At 72.7% G+C, this 18,751-nt stretch carries 18 protein-coding genes; 10 read left to right on the top strand and 8 right to left on the bottom strand.

Annotation, left to right across the window (positions count from 1 at the left end):
* The first annotated feature begins 315 nt into the window (after positions 1 to 315).
* The gene (locus ACIBG4_RS38685) at positions 316 to 1,263 is read left to right on the top strand and encodes a putative protein N(5)-glutamine methyltransferase (RefSeq protein WP_397207127.1); all 948 of its coding nucleotides are present in this window, start codon (positions 316 to 318) and stop codon (positions 1,261 to 1,263) included.
* Between the two features lie 106 nt (positions 1,264 to 1,369).
* Here ACIBG4_RS38685 and ACIBG4_RS38690 read toward each other — a convergent pair whose 3' ends face one another.
* The 3 genes from ACIBG4_RS38690 to ACIBG4_RS38700 all read right to left on the bottom strand — a co-directional run bounded on the left by ACIBG4_RS38690 (position 1,370) and on the right by ACIBG4_RS38700 (position 3,874).
* On the bottom strand, positions 1,370 to 1,720 hold the full coding sequence (locus ACIBG4_RS38690) for a DUF488 domain-containing protein (RefSeq protein ID WP_397207129.1): 351 nt from the start codon (positions 1,718 to 1,720) through the stop codon (positions 1,370 to 1,372).
* 544 nt (positions 1,721 to 2,264) lie between these two features.
* A complete protein-coding gene (locus ACIBG4_RS38695; RefSeq protein ID WP_397207131.1) occupies positions 2,265 to 3,506 on the bottom strand; it encodes an RNA polymerase sigma factor in 1,242 nt (413 codons plus the stop codon).
* Positions 3,503 to 3,874: a YciI family protein gene (locus ACIBG4_RS38700; protein ID WP_397207133.1), complete on the bottom strand. Its 372-nt coding sequence runs from the start codon at positions 3,872 to 3,874 to the stop codon at positions 3,503 to 3,505. Before ACIBG4_RS38700 ends, ACIBG4_RS38695 begins: the two co-directional genes overlap by 4 nt.
* A gap of 201 nt (positions 3,875 to 4,075) precedes the next feature.
* On the opposite strand from ACIBG4_RS38700, the gene ACIBG4_RS38705 reads away from it, so the two are divergent.
* On the top strand, positions 4,076 to 4,501 hold the full coding sequence (locus ACIBG4_RS38705; protein WP_397207318.1) for a hypothetical protein: 426 nt from the start codon (positions 4,076 to 4,078) through the stop codon (positions 4,499 to 4,501).
* A 35-nt stretch (positions 4,502 to 4,536) separates the two neighbouring features.
* On the opposite strand, the gene ACIBG4_RS38710 is transcribed toward ACIBG4_RS38705, so the two are convergent.
* Complete coding sequence (locus ACIBG4_RS38710) at positions 4,537 to 5,406, bottom strand: LysR family transcriptional regulator (protein ID WP_397207135.1); 870 nt, start codon at positions 5,404 to 5,406, stop codon at positions 4,537 to 4,539.
* Positions 5,407 to 5,487: 81 nt separating this feature from the next.
* Here ACIBG4_RS38710 and ACIBG4_RS38715 point away from each other — a divergent pair, with 81 nt between their 5' ends.
* Entirely contained in the window at positions 5,488 to 6,681 is a 1,194-nt protein-coding gene (locus ACIBG4_RS38715) for an MFS transporter (protein WP_397207137.1), read from the top strand.
* 11 nt (positions 6,682 to 6,692) lie between these two features.
* On the top strand, positions 6,693 to 7,511 hold the full coding sequence (locus tag ACIBG4_RS38720) for an alpha/beta fold hydrolase (protein WP_397207140.1): 819 nt from the start codon (positions 6,693 to 6,695) through the stop codon (positions 7,509 to 7,511).
* 22 nt (positions 7,512 to 7,533) lie between these two features.
* Here the strand turns inward: ACIBG4_RS38720 and ACIBG4_RS38725 are convergent, their stop codons facing one another.
* Both ACIBG4_RS38725 and ACIBG4_RS38730 read right to left on the bottom strand, forming a co-directional pair.
* The gene (locus tag ACIBG4_RS38725; protein ID WP_397207142.1) at positions 7,534 to 8,397 is read right to left on the bottom strand and encodes an isocitrate lyase/phosphoenolpyruvate mutase family protein; all 864 of its coding nucleotides are present in this window, start codon (positions 8,395 to 8,397) and stop codon (positions 7,534 to 7,536) included.
* A 114-nt stretch (positions 8,398 to 8,511) separates the two neighbouring features.
* Positions 8,512 to 9,195: a helix-turn-helix domain-containing protein gene (locus tag ACIBG4_RS38730; protein ID WP_397207144.1), complete on the bottom strand. Its 684-nt coding sequence runs from the start codon at positions 9,193 to 9,195 to the stop codon at positions 8,512 to 8,514.
* Positions 9,196 to 9,341: 146 nt separating this feature from the next.
* Between ACIBG4_RS38730 and ACIBG4_RS38735 the strand changes: the two genes are divergently transcribed.
* Genes ACIBG4_RS38735 through ACIBG4_RS38745 form a run of 3 tightly spaced genes read left to right on the top strand, consistent with a single transcriptional unit; the run spans position 9,342 to position 12,255 of the window.
* A complete protein-coding gene (locus ACIBG4_RS38735; RefSeq protein ID WP_397207146.1) occupies positions 9,342 to 10,550 on the top strand; it encodes a cytochrome P450 in 1,209 nt (402 codons plus the stop codon).
* A 5-nt stretch (positions 10,551 to 10,555) separates the two neighbouring features.
* Positions 10,556 to 11,500 carry an ATP-binding cassette domain-containing protein gene (locus ACIBG4_RS38740; RefSeq protein ID WP_397207148.1) on the top strand — a complete coding sequence of 315 codons (945 nt, stop codon included), beginning with the start codon at positions 10,556 to 10,558 and terminating at the stop codon, positions 11,498 to 11,500.
* A complete protein-coding gene (locus ACIBG4_RS38745) occupies positions 11,497 to 12,255 on the top strand; it encodes an ABC transporter permease (RefSeq protein ID WP_397207150.1) in 759 nt (252 codons plus the stop codon). Before ACIBG4_RS38740 ends, ACIBG4_RS38745 begins: the two co-directional genes overlap by 4 nt.
* Positions 12,256 to 12,281: 26 nt before the next feature.
* Here the strand turns inward: ACIBG4_RS38745 and ACIBG4_RS38750 are convergent, their stop codons facing one another.
* Both ACIBG4_RS38750 and ACIBG4_RS38755 read right to left on the bottom strand, forming a co-directional pair.
* Positions 12,282 to 13,163, bottom strand: coding sequence for an LLM class flavin-dependent oxidoreductase (locus tag ACIBG4_RS38750; protein ID WP_397207152.1), 882 nt, complete (start codon positions 13,161 to 13,163; stop codon positions 12,282 to 12,284).
* Between the two features lie 79 nt (positions 13,164 to 13,242).
* Positions 13,243 to 14,262 carry an aldo/keto reductase gene (locus tag ACIBG4_RS38755; RefSeq protein ID WP_397207155.1) on the bottom strand — a complete coding sequence of 340 codons (1,020 nt, stop codon included), beginning with the start codon at positions 14,260 to 14,262 and terminating at the stop codon, positions 13,243 to 13,245.
* A 252-nt stretch (positions 14,263 to 14,514) separates the two neighbouring features.
* Here ACIBG4_RS38755 and ACIBG4_RS38760 point away from each other — a divergent pair, with 252 nt between their 5' ends.
* The 3 genes from ACIBG4_RS38760 (at position 14,515) to ACIBG4_RS38770 (ending at position 18,713) form a co-directional block, all read left to right on the top strand.
* Entirely contained in the window at positions 14,515 to 15,030 is a 516-nt protein-coding gene (locus ACIBG4_RS38760; RefSeq protein ID WP_397207320.1) for a TetR/AcrR family transcriptional regulator, read from the top strand.
* A 107-nt stretch (positions 15,031 to 15,137) separates the two neighbouring features.
* The gene (locus tag ACIBG4_RS38765; protein ID WP_397207157.1) at positions 15,138 to 15,914 is read left to right on the top strand and encodes a hypothetical protein; all 777 of its coding nucleotides are present in this window, start codon (positions 15,138 to 15,140) and stop codon (positions 15,912 to 15,914) included.
* A gap of 240 nt (positions 15,915 to 16,154) precedes the next feature.
* Positions 16,155 to 18,713 (top strand): M4 family metallopeptidase, encoded by a 2,559-nt coding sequence (locus ACIBG4_RS38770; protein ID WP_397207159.1) that lies wholly within the window; start codon positions 16,155 to 16,157, stop codon positions 18,711 to 18,713.
* Positions 18,714 to 18,751 lie beyond the last annotated feature (38 nt).

The following is an 18,751-nucleotide window of genomic DNA, read 5'->3' on the forward strand; positions in this document are numbered from 1 at the left end:
GGGGGGCCCCCCCCCCCCCCCCCCCCCCCCCCCCCCCCGCCCCCCCCCCCCCCCCCCCCCCCCCCCCCCCGCCCCCCCCCCCGCCCGCCCCCCCCCCCCCCCCCGGTCGCCGATCACGGCGCGGATGCCCGGATCTTTGCGGGCCTGTGACGGGCTCCTGTAGGGTTGCCGTCTCCAGCTGCGGACCGCAGCAGCTGACGACCGAGGAGGTGAGACCCATTTCGCCACATCAGGCCGGGTGCTCTCGCCTCACGGTCGTGCCGGTGGTCCGGCACGGCTGACCGGAGAGCGCCACGGCATTCCGGAAGGCGCTTCATGTCGGTTTCACCCTCACTTCTCACCCACTCCGCCATCACGGCCCGGCTCAGAGCCGCCGGCTGCGTCTTCGCCGAGGACGAGGCGGACCTGCTCATCTCCACCGCCCGCACCTCGGCCGCCCTCGCCGCCATGGTGGACCGCCGGGTGGCGGGCCTGCCGCTCGAGCATGTGCTGGGCTGGGCGGAGTTCTGCGGGCTGCGCGTGGCCGTGGACCCCGGGGTCTTCGTGCCACGCCGCCGCAGCGAGTTCCTGGCCGCCCAGGCGATCACCCTGACCCGCCGGGCGCTCGCCCGCACCAGCCGGCCGGTGGTCGTGGACCTGTGCTGCGGCTCGGGCGCGCTCGCCGCCGCCCTGTCCTCCACCCTCTCCGCGACACAGCAGACAGAGCCGACAGAGCCGACAGGCTCGATCGGGCCTGCAGGCTCGATCGGGCCGGCAGGATTCGCCGCGACACCGCCCGTCGAGGCGCAGGCCATCGAGGTGCAGGCCATCGAGGTGCATGCCGTCGACATCGACCCGGCCGCGGTCCGCTGCGCGCGGCGCAACCTCGCGCCCTCCGGCGGTCACGTCCACCAGGGCGACCTGTACGAGCCGCTGCCCGACCGGCTGCGTGGCCGGATCGACGTGCTGGTGGCCAGCCCGCCGTACGTGCCCACCGGCGAGATCGGGCTGCTGCCCGGCGAGGCGCGCGACCACGAGCCGCCGGTGGCGTTGGACGGCGGCGCGGACGGCCTCGACATCGTCCGCCGCGTCATCGCTGCGGCGCCCGGCTGGCTGGCGCCCGGCGGCCACCTGCTGGTGGAGACGAGCGCGCGGCAGGCCGCCGACACCGCCAAGGCCATGGCCCGCGCCGGCCTGGCCGCCCGCGTCACGGGCTCCGACGAGCTGTACGCGACGGCCGTGATCGGCACCAGGCCAGCACCGGGGCCCGGCCCGGTCCGCTGACCCGCTGGCGGAGCCGGGCCGGGACAGGCGCGGCCGAGCGGCCGCGGCGCCGGCTCGGAGGCCAAGGCGGCCAAGGCGGCCAGCTCGGTGGACGCCGCGCGGGCGTTCACCGCAGGAGCTCGGCCAGCACCGCCGCGTGGCTGATGTCGGCGCGCACGGTCGCGGTGAGCAGCGTCAGCGGGCCGCTCCGCGCGAGCCGGCGCAGGTGCTCCAGCGCCTCCGCCCGCCCCGGCTCCTCCAGCTCGGCGTGGTAGCGCCGGACGAACTCGGTGTACCGCTCGGGATCGTGGCCGTACCATCGGCGCAGCTCCGTGGACGGCGCGACCTCCTTGCACCATGCGTCCAGCCCTGCCGACGCCTTGGACAGCCCTCGCGGCCAGACGCGGTCCACCAGCACCCGCGCCCCGTCGTCGCCCGACGCCTCCTCGTACACCCGCCGCACCCGCACCCCGGCCATCGCTCCCCCTCGCTCGCCGTCCCCTGCGGTAGGGAGTGCCCAGCCGCGGGCCACCGCTCCCACGTATGCGCACGGCGGACCGGGGCGGCCGGTCCGAGGTCTACGCTTCCGTCGCCGGGAAAGGACGCGCGAGGAGCGCGACAACGGGCTCTTCGGCGGGTGCTGGTGCGTCGGCGTCCGTCCGGAGCGCGACCAGAGGGGGACGTCGACAGGTCCACGGCAAAGGCCCCGGCGGCGAATGCCGGCCGGGGCCCCTGTCGTGACGTGTGCGAACCGGTGTGCGTGTCGCCTCTCGGCGAAAGGCACAACGCGGCTCCAGCCGAACGGTAGTCCGCGAAGGCAATAGGTGAGGCCCGGGGACACTGGGCACACCGGTCACGACTCATGTAACCACAACCGTCCGCCGGATGTTCCCCGGGCGAGCTCGAACCGCCGGCCGGTCCGCCGCGAGGCGACCGGACAGGGCGCGGCGTGACCGGCTGATCCGTCAGGCGAGGCGGTCGGCGGCTCGGGCCAGGCGGTCGCTTCAGGTCAGGCGGTCGGTTCAGGTCAGGCGGTCGGCCCGGGCCAGCAGGTACCGGCGCTCGACCTGGTTGCCGGTCATGGCGGCCGCCTCGCGGTACAGCGCCGCCGCGCCGGCCGTGTCGCCGGTCATCTGGAGCAGGTGGGCGCGCACCGTGCGTTCTCGCCGCCGGGTCAGGGGCTCCCGGTCGAGCCCGTGCTGCCGGTTGAGGTCGTCGAGCAGCGCCAGCCCCCGGACCGGCCCGTACGCCCGGGCCACCGCCACCACGCGGCTCAGCCGCACCGGCGCGGTCGGGGTGAGCCGTTCGAGCCACAGGTACAGTGCGGCGATCTGCTGCCAATCGGTCCGCTCCGGCGCGGCGGCCGCGGCGTGCACGGCCGCGATCGCCGCCTGCAACTGGTACGGGCCCACCTTGCGCCGGCTCCAGACACTGTCGATCAGCGTGGTGCCCTCGCGGATCAGGGCGGGATCCCAGCGGGTCCGGTCCTGCTCGTCCAGCGGCACCAGCTCCTTGCCACCGCGGGTACGGGCGGCGCGCCGGGACTCGGTGAGCAGCATCAGCGCGAGCAGACCGGTCACCTCGGCGTCGCCGGGAAGGGAGTCGCGGAGCATGCGGGCCAGCCGGATCGCCTCGCGGGTCAGGTCGACGCGGGCCAGCTCGTCGCCGGAGGAAGCCGTGTAGCCCTCGTTGAAGACCAGATAGAGCACCTGCGTCACGGCGGCCATCCGGCTGTCCCGGTCGGCGTCGGCCGGTGGGGTGAAGCGGGCGCCGGCGCGGGCGAGGTGCTGTTTGGCGCGGCTGATGCGCGTGCCCATGGTGCTTTCCGTCGTCCCGTAGGCGTGCGCGATCTCGGCGGTCGTCAGACCGCCCACCGCGCGCAGCGTGAGCGCCACCTGGGAGGCGGTGCTCAGCGCGGGGTGACAGCACAGCAGCAGCAGGGCGAGACTGTCGTCGGTCTCCCGCGGGCGGTACGCCTGGCGCGCCGGCTCCCGCATGGCCAGCTCGGCCATTCCGGCCTCCTGCTCGCGCCGGCGCCGGGCCTGGTCGGAGCGGAGCAGGTCGACCATCCGCCGGTAGCCGATCCGGATCAGCCAGCCGCGCGGGTCCTGCGGCACGCCGCCGGCCGGCCACGCGCGGCTCGCGGCGAGCAGCGCCTCCTGCACCGCGTCCTCGGCGACGTCGAAACGGCCGAAGCGCCGGACCAGCGCGCCGAGCACCTGCGGCGCCTCGGTGCGCAGCAGGTGCTCGACGTCCGGGCTCATGCCGTGAAGTCCTCGCCCATGATCGGCCGGATCTCGATCGGCTCACCCAGCACCTCGACGATCCGCGAGACGATCTCGACGGCTCGCTCCTGGCTCGCCACGTCGATCACCGCGAAGCTGGCCAGGACCTCCTTGAGCTCGGCGAACGGTCCGTCGGTCGCCATCACGCCGTCGGGGGTCCTGCGGACCGTGGTGCTGAGCGCGGGGTGGCCGAGGCCCTCGCTGGTGACGAACTCGCCGGTCTCGATCAGTTCGCGCTCGAACTTCTGGTAGGCGGCGAACGCGGCCAGCGCCTCCTCGGAGGGAGTGCCGGCGGTCGCGGCGTCCCAGGCGGCGGCCGGGGTGTGGCTGAGCAGCAGGTACTTCATGGTGCGTCCTCTGGTCGTTCGTGCTCGGACCACCGTATGCCCGGTCACGCGGAGCGGCGCGGGGACGGTGCCATGCCGCTACCTCGTGGCCGGAGCCGGGATCTCGACATGATTCACGTGTGATCCATGTCACATCTGTCGCACGTCGAGACCGTGGCGCCCGCTCCGAGGTACCGGCAAGCACTCACCAAGGAGGACGAGATGATGGAGACCTACGAGCCGAGCGCCGAGCTGAAGGCCCTGGACCGCCTGGTCGGCACCTGGGCGGTGACCGGCGGCGCCGAGGGCACCGTGCGCTACGAGTGGATGCCCGGCCGGTTCTTCCTGCTCCAGCACGTCGAGCTCACCCAGTTCGGCCAGCCGGTCACCGGCCTGGAGGTGATCGGCAACCTGCGCCCGTTCGGCGAGCCGGTCGGCGCCGACGTGGTGTCGCGCTTCTACGACTCCACCGGCAACACCCTCGACTACGTCTACGAGCTGAGCGGCGACAAACTGACCATCTGGGGCGGCGCGAAGGGCAGCCCGGCCTACTACGAGGGCGTCTTCAGCGCCGACGGCGCCACGGTCGACGGCGCATGGGTCTACCCCGGCGGCGGCGGATACCCCTCCACCATGACCCGGATCTGACGCCGCCTCGCCCACCCTTGCCGTGAAGGGCCCCGTCACGTCGCCCGCGTCAGGTGCTCCACGAAGCGGGCGACGGCGGCCGTCGGGTGTGGCGGCGGGTTCCACACCAGGCCGATGGGGCGGTGCTGCGCCGGCACCAGTGGCCGGTAGACCGGGTCGTCCACCTCGGGCGTGGCCGGCAGCGGCAGGATGCCCACCCCCAGCCCGGCGGCGATCAGGCCGCGTACCGTGGCGATCTCCTCGCTCTCGAACGCGATGACCGGCTCGAACCCCGCCTCCCGGCACAGCCCGTCGATGACCCGGCGTAGGTCCGTGGTCGGGGCGAAGGCGATGAACGGCTCGGCCCGTACGTCGCCCAGGGTGATGGCCGGGACGGCGGCCGACGGGTGGTCGGCGGGCAGCGCGATGCACAGGCGCTGCTCGCGCAGCCGGTGCCAGCGCGCCCCGCTCCCGGGCGGCGGCGGGGTGACCAGCGCGGCGTCGATGTCGCCGGTGTGCAGCCAGGCCAGCAGCTCGCGGGCGAAGCCCTGGCGCAACTCGAAGCGGATGCCCGGCGTGACGGCGCGGTAGTCGCGCAGCACCTCCGGCACCAGCCACCGCCCCACCGAGTGCAGGAACCCCAGGCGGATCAGCCCCGTGTCGGGGTGGGCCAGGGCGTCCACCCGGCGGCGGGCGTCGTCCAGCTCGGCCACCGCGCGGGCGGCGTGCTCGCGCAGCAGCGCGCCGAAGCGGTTGACGGCCAGCCGCCGCCCGCGCCGGTGGAACAGCTCCACCCCCAGGTCCGCCTCCAGCCGGGCCAGGGCCCGCGACAGCGTCGACTGGTTGACGCCCTCCAGGGCCGCGGTGTCGCGCATGTTCTCTGTGTCACACAACGACAGGAACCAGCGCAGCGTCTGCACGTCCATCCAGCGATGATGCGCATTCAGCATCAGCTACGTCAAACGCTGCATTTTGCGCATCACGGCTGCCGAGGCACGCTCGAAGTCGTGTCCTCCTCACTCGGGGCGGAGGAGCGCGTCCACCGGCGGATCAGGTACGGGCTGATGTGCGGCGGTCTGGCGAACTTCCTGGCCCTCTACTACGTCCAGCCGTTGCTGCCCGGCGTCGCGCGCCACTTCGGCGTGAGCGCCTCCCAGTCCACGGCGGTGCTGTCCCTGGCCACGATCACGATGGCGGTCGCGCTGCTGTTCGTCGGCCCGATCTCCGACATGGTCGGCCGGGTGGGGATCATGCGGCTGTCGCTGGCGGGCTCCGGCGTGCTGGGCGTGGCCACGGCCTTCGCGCCCACCTGGCACAGCCTGCTCGTGCTGCGCGGCCTGCAGGGCGTCGCCCTGGCCGGGCTGCCCGCCGTGGCGCTGGCCTACCTGCGCGAGGAGACGCCGTCCGGCTCCCACGTGCGTGCCAACGCCACCTACATCATGGGCACCGCCCTCGGCGGGGCGGCCGGCCGCCTGCTGCCCGGGCCGCTGTTCGAGCTGGGAGGCTGGCGGGGAGCCGGCGCCGCCGTCGGCGTCATCACGCTCGTGTGCGGGGCCGGCCTGTGGGCGCTGGTGCCGCCCTCGCGCCACTTCCACCGCTCCAGCCCCCGGCTGAGCGGCCTGCTGGCCAACACCGGCCGCACCCTCAAGGACCCGACCCTGGTCGTGCTGTGCCTGGTGGGCGCGGCGACCATGGGCGCGTTCGTCGGACTGTGCAACGCGCTGGCCTTCCGCCTGGAGGCGGCGCCGTACTTGCTGGGAGGCGCCGCCGCGCTGGCCTTCCTCGCCTACCCTGTGGGGATACCGGCTCCGCTGGCGGCCGGCCGGTTCGCGTTGCGGCGCGGACGCGGCCCGGCCGCCCTGCACGGCGTCGCCCTGCTGGGGGCCGGTGTGCTGCTGACCCGCATGAGCGCGCTGCCTGCCATCGTCGCCGGGCTGGGCGTCCTGACGTTCGCCTTCCTGGGCACGCACTCGCTGGTCAGCGGCTGGGTCTCCGACCGGGCGCAGCGGGTCGGCGTCGGCGTCGGGCAGGCCGCCGGGCTGTACCTGCTCGCCTACTACGCCGGCAGCTCGCTGTTCGGCGCGCTGGCCGCCTACCAGTGGCAGACCGCCGGCTGGTCCAGCGTGATCACCGGCGCCATCGTTCTGACCGCCGCGGCCGGGCTGCTCGTCGTCCTGGCCCGCCGCTTCGACACCCCGTGAGGTCCCCGCTCATGAGCACGACGTCCCCACTCGCCCGCACCACCGGCATCGCCACCGGTCCCGACGGCGTCGGCCTGGCCTACCAGGTCGGCGGCCGGGGCGAGCCCCTCGTCCTGCTGTCCGGTCAGGCCAACAGCCACCACTGGTGGGACGGCGTCCGCGCCGGCTTCGAGCAGTCCCATCGCACGATCACACTCGACTACCGGGGCACCGGCGCCAGCGGCAAGCCCGACGAGCCCTACAGCACCCGCGCGCTCGCCGCCGACGTGATCGCCGTGCTCGACGACCTCGGCGTCGAGCGGGCCCACGTCTACGGGACGTCCATGGGCGGGCGGGTCGCCCAGTGGCTGGCCGCCGACCACCCCGGGCGGGTCGCCTCGCTCGTGCTCGGCTGCACCTCGCCGGGCGGCGAGCACGGAGTCGAACGCGACAACACGGTACGCCGGGCGCTCGCCCAGCCGGACCGGGCAGCGGCCGGCCGGGCCCTGGCCGAGCTCATGTACACGCCACGCTGGCTGGAGACCCATCCCGGCCCGTACCACACCACCGGCGACCCCGGCATGCCCGCGCATGCCCGCCGGCGGCACCTGGCCGCCAGCAACGGCCACGACGCCTGGGACGTCCTGCCCGGCATCACCGCTCCCACGCTGGTGCTGCACGGCACCGACGACCTGCTCACCCCGGCCGGCAACGCGCCGCTGCTGGCCGGGCGCATCCCGGGCGCGCGGATGATCCTCATCGCCGGCGCCCGGCACGCCTACTTCGAGGAGTTCCAGGACTACGCCACACCGGTCGTGCTGGACTTCCTGGCGGGCCGCATGCACGCCTGACGCCCCGCCCAGCGGGCTCCGGTCAGGAGCGGGCCAGCAGCTCGTTCAGGCCGTCGGCCTCGCCGCCCGAGGCGGTGCCGTCGTACGTGCCGGCCGTCAGCAGCTCCCCGGCGGCGCGGGCGGCCAGCGCGTAGGCGGCCTGGGCGATGGCGGCGCCCAGGCTGACCCGCACGGCTCCGGCCGCGGCCAGCTCGGCCACCGGCGGAGCTCCGGCCCACACCATGACCGCCACCGGCAGCGGCCCGGCGGCCAGCTCGGCGATCGCCTCCGGGTTCGTCAGCCCGGGCACGAACAGGCTGTCCGCGCCGGCCTCGGCGTAGACGGCCGCGCGTCGCAGGGACTCCCGTACCCCCTCGCGGACCGGCGCGCCGGTCAGGAAGACGTCGGTGCGGGCGTTGATCCACACCGGTACGCCCAGCCGGTCGGCGGCGGCGCGGGCCGCGGCCAGCCGCCCGGCCTGCTCCTCGGGCTCGAACAGGGGCGTGTCCGCACGGCCGGAGCGGTCCTCCAGGTTCACGCCCACCGCCCCGGCCCGCACGACCGCGGCCACGGTCGCGGCCACGTCGTCGGGCGCGGGCCCGTACCCGGCCTCCACGTCGGCCGAGACGGGGACGGGGACGGCGCCGGCGATGCCCCGCACGACCGCCGCCACGCGGCCGGCGCCCAGGTCGGCGGCGTCCGGAACACCCAGCGACCAGGCCACCCCCGCGCTGGTCGTGGCGATGGCCCTGGCCCCGGCACGGGCGATCACGGCCGCCGAGGCGACGTCCCAGGCGTTGGGCAGCAGCAGCGGGTCGCCGCGCCGGTGCAGGGCGGCGAACTCCGCCGCCAGCCGCGCCTGCCGGTCGCGGTCGAAGGGCTCTTCGGCGGTGTCACGTTCAGTCATGGGACCGACCGTACGGACCTTCCGCCTCCGCACGCTGGCCATTTTCGGACATGTGCGGATCGGGCCGATCGAACCACAGCCCTTGAGATCCGGGGCGCAATCCCCGCGGTCTGATCACGGCGGGAGGTCGCGCCAGCGTTCGGCCGACGCCAGAACGTCCAGGCTGATCCGCTCCAGGAACGCACCGCCCCTGGCCAGGCGGCGTCCCATGGGCGTGTCGAGCCCGAGCGTCTGCCCCGCCTCCTTCGCGATCTGCGCCGCCGCGAGCGTCTTCCGCGAGCTGATCACCGTCGAGTGGTACCAGGCGTCGTCGTCGACCACGTAGATGTCGCGCCGCCGCCGCGGATCACGCTCGCGCCTGATCAGCCCCTGCTGCGTCAGGTAGCCCACGGCCGTGGAGATCGAGGCGGGACTGACTCTCAGCCCGCGCGACAGCTCGGCCGCGGTGAGCCTGCCGTCCTCGCTCAGCCACAGGCCGATGAGCACGCGCGCCATCATTTTCGGCAGGCCCATCCCGATCGCCATCTCGACGGCTCCCTCTTCCACCTCGAAGACCTTGCGGTCCTGGGGTTCGGCCTCGGGTGAACGTGCCGGGGCGCCGCGGCGCGCCCGCCGCGCTGTCGCCTGGTGTGCCCGCTCGGGGCGGTAGTCGCCGGGGCCGCCGTTGCGGCCGACCTCACGACTGATCGTCGAGGTCGGCCGGTCCAGCCGCCTGGCGATCTCGGCGTAGGAGCGGCCTTCGGCGAGGCCGGTCGCGATGCGCCGGCGTTCCTGCTGGGTCAACCTTCCTTCTGGCATGACACCACTATTGCGTTAGGCACCACACAATGCAACGTTTCATTGCATTCAGCTCCACTGTCAACGTATCAATTCATCGCCTTCTAGCTGCGCTTATGTGCATCGATTGATTGACATATTTTCTGAACGCAACGTAGCTTTCATTCATGTCGAACACGTATTATCGCGACCAGCCGGTCACTCCGTCCCTCGACCGCTCACCCACTTGTCCCTTCGATCCCGCCCCTTCGCTCACCGCCCTGCGCGCAGAGCAGCCGATCGCCCGCCTGGCCGCGCCCGAGGGCGCCCCCGGCGTCTGGATGATCACCGGATACGACCTGGTCCGCCAGATCCTCGCCGACCCGCGGTTCAGCTCCCGCTACGAAACCCACTACCACCCCCTGGCGGGCGGGCACCTGCCGCCCGCCCCCGTCGGCGACCTGACCGGCATGGACGCACCTCAGCACACCCGCTTCCGCAAGCTGCTGGCGGGCAAGTTCACCGTCCGCAGGATGAACCTGCTCACCGAGCGGGTCACCGAGATCACCCGTGAGCGGCTCGATGCGATGGAGCGGCAGGGGCCGCCCGCTGACCTCGTCGAGGTCTTCGCGCAGCCGGTTCCAGCGCTGATGATCTGTGAGCTGCTCGGCGTGCCGTACGGGGACCGCGACCGGTTCCGGAGCTCCACCCGGGCCCTGTCGGACGCCGGGACCGCTGAGGCGCAGTACGCCGCCTTCGCCGAGCTCGGCACCTACCTGCGGGAGCTCGCGCTCGCCAAGCGGGCCGAGCCGACCGACGACCTGCTCAGCGACCTGGCCACCGGCGGCGACCTGAGCGACGAGGAGCTCGGTGGCGTGGCCGCGTTCCTGCTCGGCGCCGGGCTGGACACCACCGCCAACATGCTCGCGCTCGGCACCTTCGCCCTGCTGCGCGACCAGGCACAGCTGACCGTCCTGCGCGGCGACCCCGACCTGGCCGTCGGCGCCGTGGAGGAGCTGCTGCGTTACCTGTCCGTCGCCGCCACCGGTATGCGCGGCGTGCTGGAGGACGTGGAGCTCGGCGGCAGACAGCTCACGGCGGGCGACACGGTCATCATCGCGATCAACGCCGCCAACAGGGACCCGGCCAAATTCTCCGACCCCGACGTGCTCGATCTGCGCCGCTCGGCCGCCGGGCATCTGGCCTTCGGCCACGGCGTCCATCAGTGCCTCGGTCAGCAGCTTGCCCGCATCGAGATGCGTGTCGCGTTTCCCGCGCTGCTCACCCGCTTCCCGACGCTGCGGCTGGCCGTACCGGCTGAAGACGTGTCGCTGCGCACCGACCCCTCGCAGGTGTACGGCGTGCACATCCTGCCCGTCACCTGGGATCGGGGGTGAACGTGATGCGAACCTTCGTCTCGGTGACGGGGCTGCGAAAGTCCTACGGCGCCCACCGCGTCCTGGACGGCATCGACCTCACCATCCCGCAGGGCACCGTCTTCTCGCTGCTCGGCCCCAACGGCGCGGGCAAGACCACCACGGTGCAGATCCTGTCCACCCTGATCAAGGCCGACGCGGGCGAGATCCGGGTGGCCGGGCACGACCTGGCCGAGGAACCCGACGAGGTGCGTGCCGCGATCGGCGTCACCGGCCAGTTCTCCGCGGTCGACAGCTTCCTCACCGGCGAGGAGAACCTGCGGCTCATGGCCGACCTGCTCCACCTAGGCCGAGCCAAGGGTCGCACGCGCGCCCGCGAGCTGCTGGAGCGCTTCGACCTCGCCGAGGCCGCGCGCAAGCCCGCGGCCACCTACTCGGGCGGCATGCGCCGCCGGCTCGACCTCGCCATGACCATGGTCGGCACGCCCAGGCTCATCTTCCTCGACGAGCCGACCACGGGCCTGGACCCGCGCAGCCGCCGCACCATGTGGCAGATCGTCAGGGACCTCGTCCAGCAGGACGGCGTGACCATCTTCCTGACCACCCAGTACCTGGAGGAGGCCGACGAACTCGCCGACCGCATCGCCCTGCTCAGCCAGGGCCGGCTGGTGGCCGAGGGCACCCCTGAGGAACTCAAGCGAATGGTCCCCGGCGGCCACATCCTCGTCCGCTTCGCCGACCCCGACGGGTACCGCAGGGCGGCCGGCCATGTCGGCGCCACCTCCGGCAACGACGCGGCGCTCACCGTCCAGATCCCCGACTCCGGCGGAGTCAGGACGCTGCGGAAGCTCCTGGAGTGGCTGGACGCGCATGCCATCGAGGTCGCCGAGATGTCGGTGCGCACCCCCGACCTGGACGACGTCTTCCTCACCCTGACCCAGGAGCCCTCTGCCAAGGAGCCGTCCCGATGAGAGCGATCACCGACTCGGCGACGATGCTGCGCCGCCAGGTCAGACACATCTGGCGCCATCCCACGCTGATCCTCACGTTCGCGGCCGTGCCCGTGGTGTTCCTGCTGCTGTTCGTCTACGTCCTCGGCGGCACCATGGGCGCGGGCATCGGCGGCGACCGCACCGCCTACGTCGGTTACCTCATCCCCGGCATCATGATCACGACGATCGTCGGGGCCGCGCAGGGGACCGCGATCTCGGTGGCGACCGACATGACCGGGGGCATCATCGCCAGGTTCAAGACGATGGCCATCGCCCGCGTCTCGGTGCTCACCGGGCACGTGCTCGGGGCGATGGTGCAGACGTTCCTCGCGATCGCCATGGTGACGGTGGTGGCGTCGCTGATCGGGTTCCGCCCGTCCGCCTCGATGCTGGCCTGGCTCGGCGTGCTGGGTGTGCTGGCCATGTTCACCTTCGCGATCACCTGGCTGTCGGTCGCGCTCGCCATGGTCACCAAGAACGTGGCCACGGCCAGCAACCTGCCGATGCCGCTGATGCTGCTGCCGTTCCTCGGCAGCGGCTTCGTCCCGACCGAGTCGATGCCCGCCGGTCTGCGCTGGTTCGCCGAGCACCAGCCGGCCACCCCCGCCATCGAGACGCTGCGCGCGCTGCTGGCCGGGCGTCCGGCCGGATCCAGCCTCCTGGAGGCGGCTGTATGGAGCGCGGGTATCGCCCTGGTGAGTTATCTATGGGCACGCAGGCTCTACAACAGGTGAGGGCAGATGTGTTACCGACACGCCGTCTACAGGTGGTTCGGGGTGGTGATGAGCTCGTCGGCGACCCACCGCGCGACGTCGGCGGGGTACGGCGCCGGCAGTCCGAGCACGATGTGCCGGAAGCCGGCCTCGATCGCTTCGCCGATCGCGTCCCGGGTGATGCCGGGCTGCTCGTAGGAGACGGGCAGGTGGATCGAGCGGGTGATCGAGGCGGGGTCGCGTCCGATCTCGGCGCAGTAGCGGTCCAGCAGCGCGCTGCGGCTCACGACGTCGTCGATGTCGCCGCCGGGGATGTTCCACACGTCGGCGTGCTCGGCGACCACTCGCAGCGTCGGGGCCGAACGTCCGCCGATGACGATCGGCGGATGGGGCCGCTGGACCGGTTTGGGGTTGCCGAACGCTCCGGTGAGGTGGTGGTAGGTGCCGTGGAAGTCGAACGGTTCGGCCTCGGTCCACAGCCGCCGGATCACCGTGCACGCCTCGGCGAGGCTTCCCACGGCGTGGGCGGCGTCGTGGAAGGGCAGGCCGTGCGCGTCGTACTCGCGTCTGGCCAGGGGGTGGCCGGGGCGTGAGCCGACGCCGATGCCGAAGTCGAGCCGTCCGCCGGAGACGATGTCGACGGTCGTGGCGATCTTGGCCAGCATCGCGGGGGGACGGAACCGGTTGCTGGTCACGAGCAGGCCGAGCCGCAGTCGCCGGGTCTGCGCGGCCAGGGCCGAGAGCAGCGTCCAGCCCTCGTACGCCGGTCCGCCAGGATCGCCGCCGATCGGCATGAGGTGGTCGAACAGCCACGCGTGCTCGATCTCCGGGATCGCGTCCGCCTGGCGCCAGACTCGCAGGACGTCGTGGTAGTCGACCTGCTGCGGGGCGGTCATGATCCCGAAGCGGGGCCGGGAAGGGTGCGGCATGGGGCCGTGAGTCCTTTCGGGACGGGCAGCGCCGGCCGGGGCGCCGCCGAGGTTCTTCCGGTTGACGGGGACGAGACCGTCAGCGGCGCCGCAGACGCGGGTCGAGCAAGGCGGGAGGGGTGTCGAACTTCTCGTGTGGGGCGAGGTCGGTGCCGGGTGCGACGATCGCGTCGATGGCGTCGAGCACGTCGGCGGAGAGCACCGTGTCCGCGGCGGCGAGCTGCGAGTGCAGGTGGTCCAGCGTGCGAGGACCGATGATCGCGCTGGTCACGGCGGGGTGCGCGGCCACGAATCCGAGCGCGAGCTGGATCATCGTCAGACCGGCCTCGTCGGCGACTACGGCCAGTCGCTCGACCGCGTCGAGCCGGGCGCGGTTGGCGGGAAGGGAGATGTCGAAGCGCTCCGGCAACGCCGCCGACCGGTTGGTGGTGATGTCCCGGCCCTCGCGGACCGCCCCCGACAGCCAGCCCGAGGCCAGCGGGCTCCACGCCAGCACGCCGAGCCCGTACTCCTCGGTCACGGGCAGCACGTGAGCCTCGATCCCGCGCTGCAGGATCGAGTAGCTGGGCTGTTCGGTGACGTAACGGCTCAGGTGATGCTCGCGGGCGGCCCACTGGGCCTGCACGAGGCGGTAGGCCGGGAAGGTCGAGGAGCCGAAGTAGCGGATCTTGCCCGCGCGCTGCAGGTCGGTCAGAGCCGACAGCGTCTCCTCGTCGCTGGTGCTCGGGTCCCAGCGGTGGATCTGGTAGAGATCGACGTGGTCGACGCCGAGGCGGCGCAGGCTGTTGTCCAGCTCGGTGACCAGCCAGCGGCGCGAACTGCCCCGATGGTTGCGCTCCTCGCCCATCGGCATGTTCGCCTTCGTGGCCAGCACGATGTCGTCGCGGCGGCCGGCGATGGCCTTGCCGACCATCTCCTCCGACTCGCCGCCGCTGTACCAGTCGGCGGTGTCGATGAGGTTGATCCCGGCGTCGAGGGCGGCGTCGACGATGGCGGTGGCCTCGTCCTGGGTGGTGCGCCCGATCGCGCCGAAGTTCATCGCGCCGAGTACGAGCGAGCTGACCTGCACACCGGTGCGGCCCAAGGTGCGGTATTGCATGACCGTGTTTCCTCCGTGGAATGGCATGGCTTGGTCGTCGGTCCCCTGCTCTGGCATGATGGAGCAAACGGAACCTTGTCCCGCTTGACGATACGGGACGCTGTCCCGTTTAGCAATTGCGGCAGCGGAGGGAACGGCGCGGTGAGCGACAGCCAAGCGGCCAGAGACAGCCGAGCGGCGAGAGACGGCCAGGAAGACGGAGCGCATGCGGCCCCCCGTAAGCGGGCCGACGCCCGGCGCAACGAGAAGACCCTGCTCGACGCCGCCGCGGCGATCTTCGTGACCTCGGGCGTCGAAGCGCCGCTGCGCGACATCGCGGCCAAGGCCGGAGTCGGGACGGCCACGATCTACCGCCATTTCCCGACGCGAGCGGATCTCATCATCGCCGTCTACCGGCACCAGATCGAGGCCCTCGCCGAGGCCGGCCCGGCGCTGCTGGCGAGCAGCGCGACCCCGCACGCCGCACTGGGGCGATGGATCGACCGGTTCGTCGACTTCCTGGTCACCAAGCACGGTCTCGCCGCCGTGCTGCAGTCCGACGAGACCGGCTTCGACGCGCTGCACGCCTACTTCCTCGACCGGCTGGTGCCCGTGTGCGGCCGGCTGCTCGAAGCCGCGGCAGCCGCCGGGGAGATCCGCTCGGACCTGTCCGCCCTCGAACTCATGCGCGGCGTCGGCAACCTCTGCATCGGCAGCGAGAACAATCCCCACTACGACGCGCGCCGGCTGGTCGAGCTGCTCATCGCGGGGCTGCGCCTGCCGCGCTAGCCGTCGCACGCGTCGGAACGCGGAACGGCTCCCTCGGGACAACCCCACGCGCGAGTCACCAGGAGGCACCATCGCGCCCCCGCCCCCGTGCGGAGGACCGTAGGGGCATGACGGAGCATGCACAGATCGAGACGGACATCCGGCAGGTGAAGGCGCAGCTGCACCGCGTGCGGGTGCTCCTGGTGAGCGCGGTGACCGCGGCGGTGGCCGTCGGCGCGCTGCTGGCCGGGGGGAAGGACGCGGTCGCCGCGGACGCGGGGAGCGGGCCGGGCGGCAAGGCCAGGTTCGAGGAGATCGAGGTGCAGCGGATCAACGTGGTCGAGCCCGACGGCAAGCCACGCCTGGTCCTCAGCAACAAGGTCAGGTCGCCCGGCGCGGTCGTCAACGGGGTGGATCTCGGCAACGCCGGCCGGCGGCCCGGCCTGACCCTCTACAACGCCGAAGGGGACGAGTCCGGCGGCATGGGCACCGACAGCGGGGTGGACGAGGGCAGGCCGTGGGCGTCCGGGCAGCTCGCGTTCGACCAGTACAAGCAGGACCAGACGCTCGTGCTGCGCTACACGGAGCAGGACGGCGCACGCGGCGTGGGGCTGGCGGTGCACGACCGGGTGGACACGCCGCTCGACCAGCTCCTGGCCGAGATGCGCAGGATCGAGGCGATGCCGCCCGGCCCCGAGCGGGACCGGGCGCAGGCGGAGTTCCGGGAGAAGTACGCCGGGCCGCAGCGGATGTTCGCCGGCAAGAGCCCCGACCGGGCGTCGGTCGTGACGCTCGCCGACGCCAAGGGCACGCCCCGCCTGGTGCTGCGGGTCGGGCACGACGGCTCCCCGCGCATCCAGTTCCTCGACGCCACCGGCAAGGTCACCCGGACGATCAGGGGGTGAGCTCGCGGGTGGCGAGCCGGTCGGGCATCGAGCGGGGCGAATTATCGGTATGCATACCGATATGCGTACGGATTTGCAGGTCTGAGGGCAGCGCCTACCGTCTGGCGGCAGTGACCCTTCGCACCCCTTGATCCACCCCCCCGATTCCCGGCCAGGCCCGTACTCCGAGGCGACCCTTCGGCACGGGCCGGCGCGCGCCCACCCGGGCGGCCGGCCGGGAACAGCCGAAAGGAGCGCAGCGTGAAACGCAAGGGCCTGGCTGCCGCGACCGTGGGACTCGCCACGGCCGCGGCCATGGTGTTGTCCGCCTTACCCGCGTACGCCGCCCCACCCGGGGCGACCCCCGCCCGGCAGAGTTCCGGGACACAGGCACGCACCGCCGCGACGGATCCCGAGTCGCGCGCAGCGGCGGTCGCCGACCAGGCGATCTCCAGCGGCATGGACAACCTCGTCAAGGGACCCGACGAGGCGTACCGTCGCCTGAAGGTCGTCCGCGGCGCGGGAGACATGTTCTTCGTCTCCTACGAGCGCACGTACAAGGGCCTGCCGATGGTCGGCGGCGACGCCGTCGTCGTGACCGACTCCGCCGGACGCGTCCGCGACACCGTGGCCGAGTCCGGGCCGAGCCGCGGCGACGTGCCGACCACCCCCGAGATCGACGCCGCGCGCGCCACCGAGGTGGCCAAGACGCGCCTCTCACGCGTCGACGACAGCGCCGCCCCCCGCCTGGTGGTCCTCACCTGGGGCGACAAGCAGAGGCTGACCTGGGAGACGGTCGTCAGCGGCCTGAAGGACGGCCGGCCGAGCATCCAGCACGTCTTCGTGGACGCCCGCACGGGCGAGATCGCCGACTCCTACGACCAGGTCCGCGAAGGCAGCGGCAACGGCTACTACTACGGGCAGGTCACCATCGGCACGAGCGGCTCCGGCAGCTCGTACTCCATGACCGACACCACCAGGCCCGGCATCAAGTGCGGCGGGCAGAACGGCTCCGCCTACACCGGCACCGACGACGCCTGGGGCAACGGCCAGGGCACCAACCTGGAGACCGCCTGCGTCGACGCCCTGTACGCCGTCCAGCGCGAGTGGGACATGCTGCGCGACTGGCTGGGCCGCAACGGCATCGACGGCAACGGCAACGGCTTCCCCGCCCGCGTCGGCCTGGCCGACGTCAACGCCTACTGGAACGGCAGCTACACCAACTTCGGCCACAACCAGGCCAACACCCGCCAGGCCACGCCCATCGACGTGGTGGCGCACGAGTTCGGCCACGCCATCTTCCAGACCACGCCCGGCGGCGCCGGATCGGGCAACGAGAACGGCGGCATCAACGAGGGCACCGGCGACGTCTTCGGCGTGATCACCGAGCACTACGCCAACAACCCGAACGACCCGCCCGACTACCTGGTCGGCGAGGAGGTCGACCTCGTCGGCGACGGCCCGATCCGCAACATGTACAACCCCAGCGCGCTCGGCGACCCCAACTGCTGGTCCACCTCGATCCCCAGCACCGAGGTGCACTCCGCGGCCGGCCCGCTGAACCACTGGTTCTACCTGCTGGCCGAGGGCAGCAACCCCGGCGGCGGCAAGCCGTCCAGCCCGATCTGCTCCGGCGGACCCTCCTCGGTGACCGGCATCGGCATCGAGAAGGCCGGCAAGATCTTCATGGGCGCCCTGAACCGCAAGACCTCGAGCTGGCGGTACGCCACCGTCCGCTCCGCCGCCGTCGCGGCCGCGGTCGAGCTGTTCGGCGCCAACAGCGTCGAGTGCAACACCACCAAGGCGTCGTTCAGCGCGATCGCCGTGCCGGCGCAGTCGGGCGAGGCCGCCTGCAGCAGCACTCCGGGCAACGACTTCTCCCTGACCCTCAGCTCGTCGTCGGGCACCGCCCAGCCCGGCCAGCAGGTGACCACCACGGTCGCCACCCAGACCACCTCCGGCAGCGCGCAGACGGTCAACCTGACCGCCACCGGCGTTCCGAGCGGTGTCACGGCGAGCTTCAACCCGTCGTCGGTGACCTCCGGCAACTCCTCCACCCTCACGCTGTCCGTCGGCTCGTCGGCGGCGCAGGGCAGCTACCGCATCACCGTGACCGGTACGGGCTCGGCCACGCACACCGCCGTCTACACCCTCCAGGTGGGCACGCAGACCCGCGACTTCTCGATCTCGGCGAACCCGGGCTCGGGCACGGTGCAGGCGGGCTCGGCGGCCACCACCACCATCGGCACCACCACCACGGCCGGCACCGCGCAGGCGGTCAACCTGTCGGCGACCGGGCTGCCGACGGGCGCCTCGGCCGCCTTCACCCCCGCCTCCGTGACGTCGGGCGGCTCGTCCACCCTGACGATCACGACGGCGCCGACCACCCCGGCCGGCTCCTACACCGTGACGGTGACGGGCACCGGCGAGACGGCGTCCCACTCGGTGACGTACGCGCTGACCGTCCAGAGCACCTCGGGCGGCCGGACGTTCACCAACGGCACCAACTACACGATCTCCGACTACTCCACCGTGCAGAGCCCGATCAGCTCCACGGCGACGGGCACCGCGACCTCGCCCGTCAAGCTGTCCGTCACCATCAGCCACACCTGCGCCGAGGACCTCGACATCTGGCTGCGCGGGCCGAGCGGCCAGTGGTACGCGGTCGACCGGTACGGCGGCACGAGCTGCACCTCCTACGGCACCAGGACGTACACGGTGCCGGTGAGCCAGCAGGCCGCGGGCACCTGGACCCTCGAGGTCACCGACGAGTACCTCGGTGACACCGGGTTCCTGGACTCCTGGAGCATCACCGTCTGACCCGCACACCGAAGGCCCCGGCCCGGGAGGAATCCCGG

Origin of the sequence: Nonomuraea sp. NPDC050383, assembly GCF_044459125.1 — a bacterium.
Lineage (GTDB): Bacteria > Actinomycetota > Actinomycetes > Streptosporangiales > Streptosporangiaceae > Nonomuraea.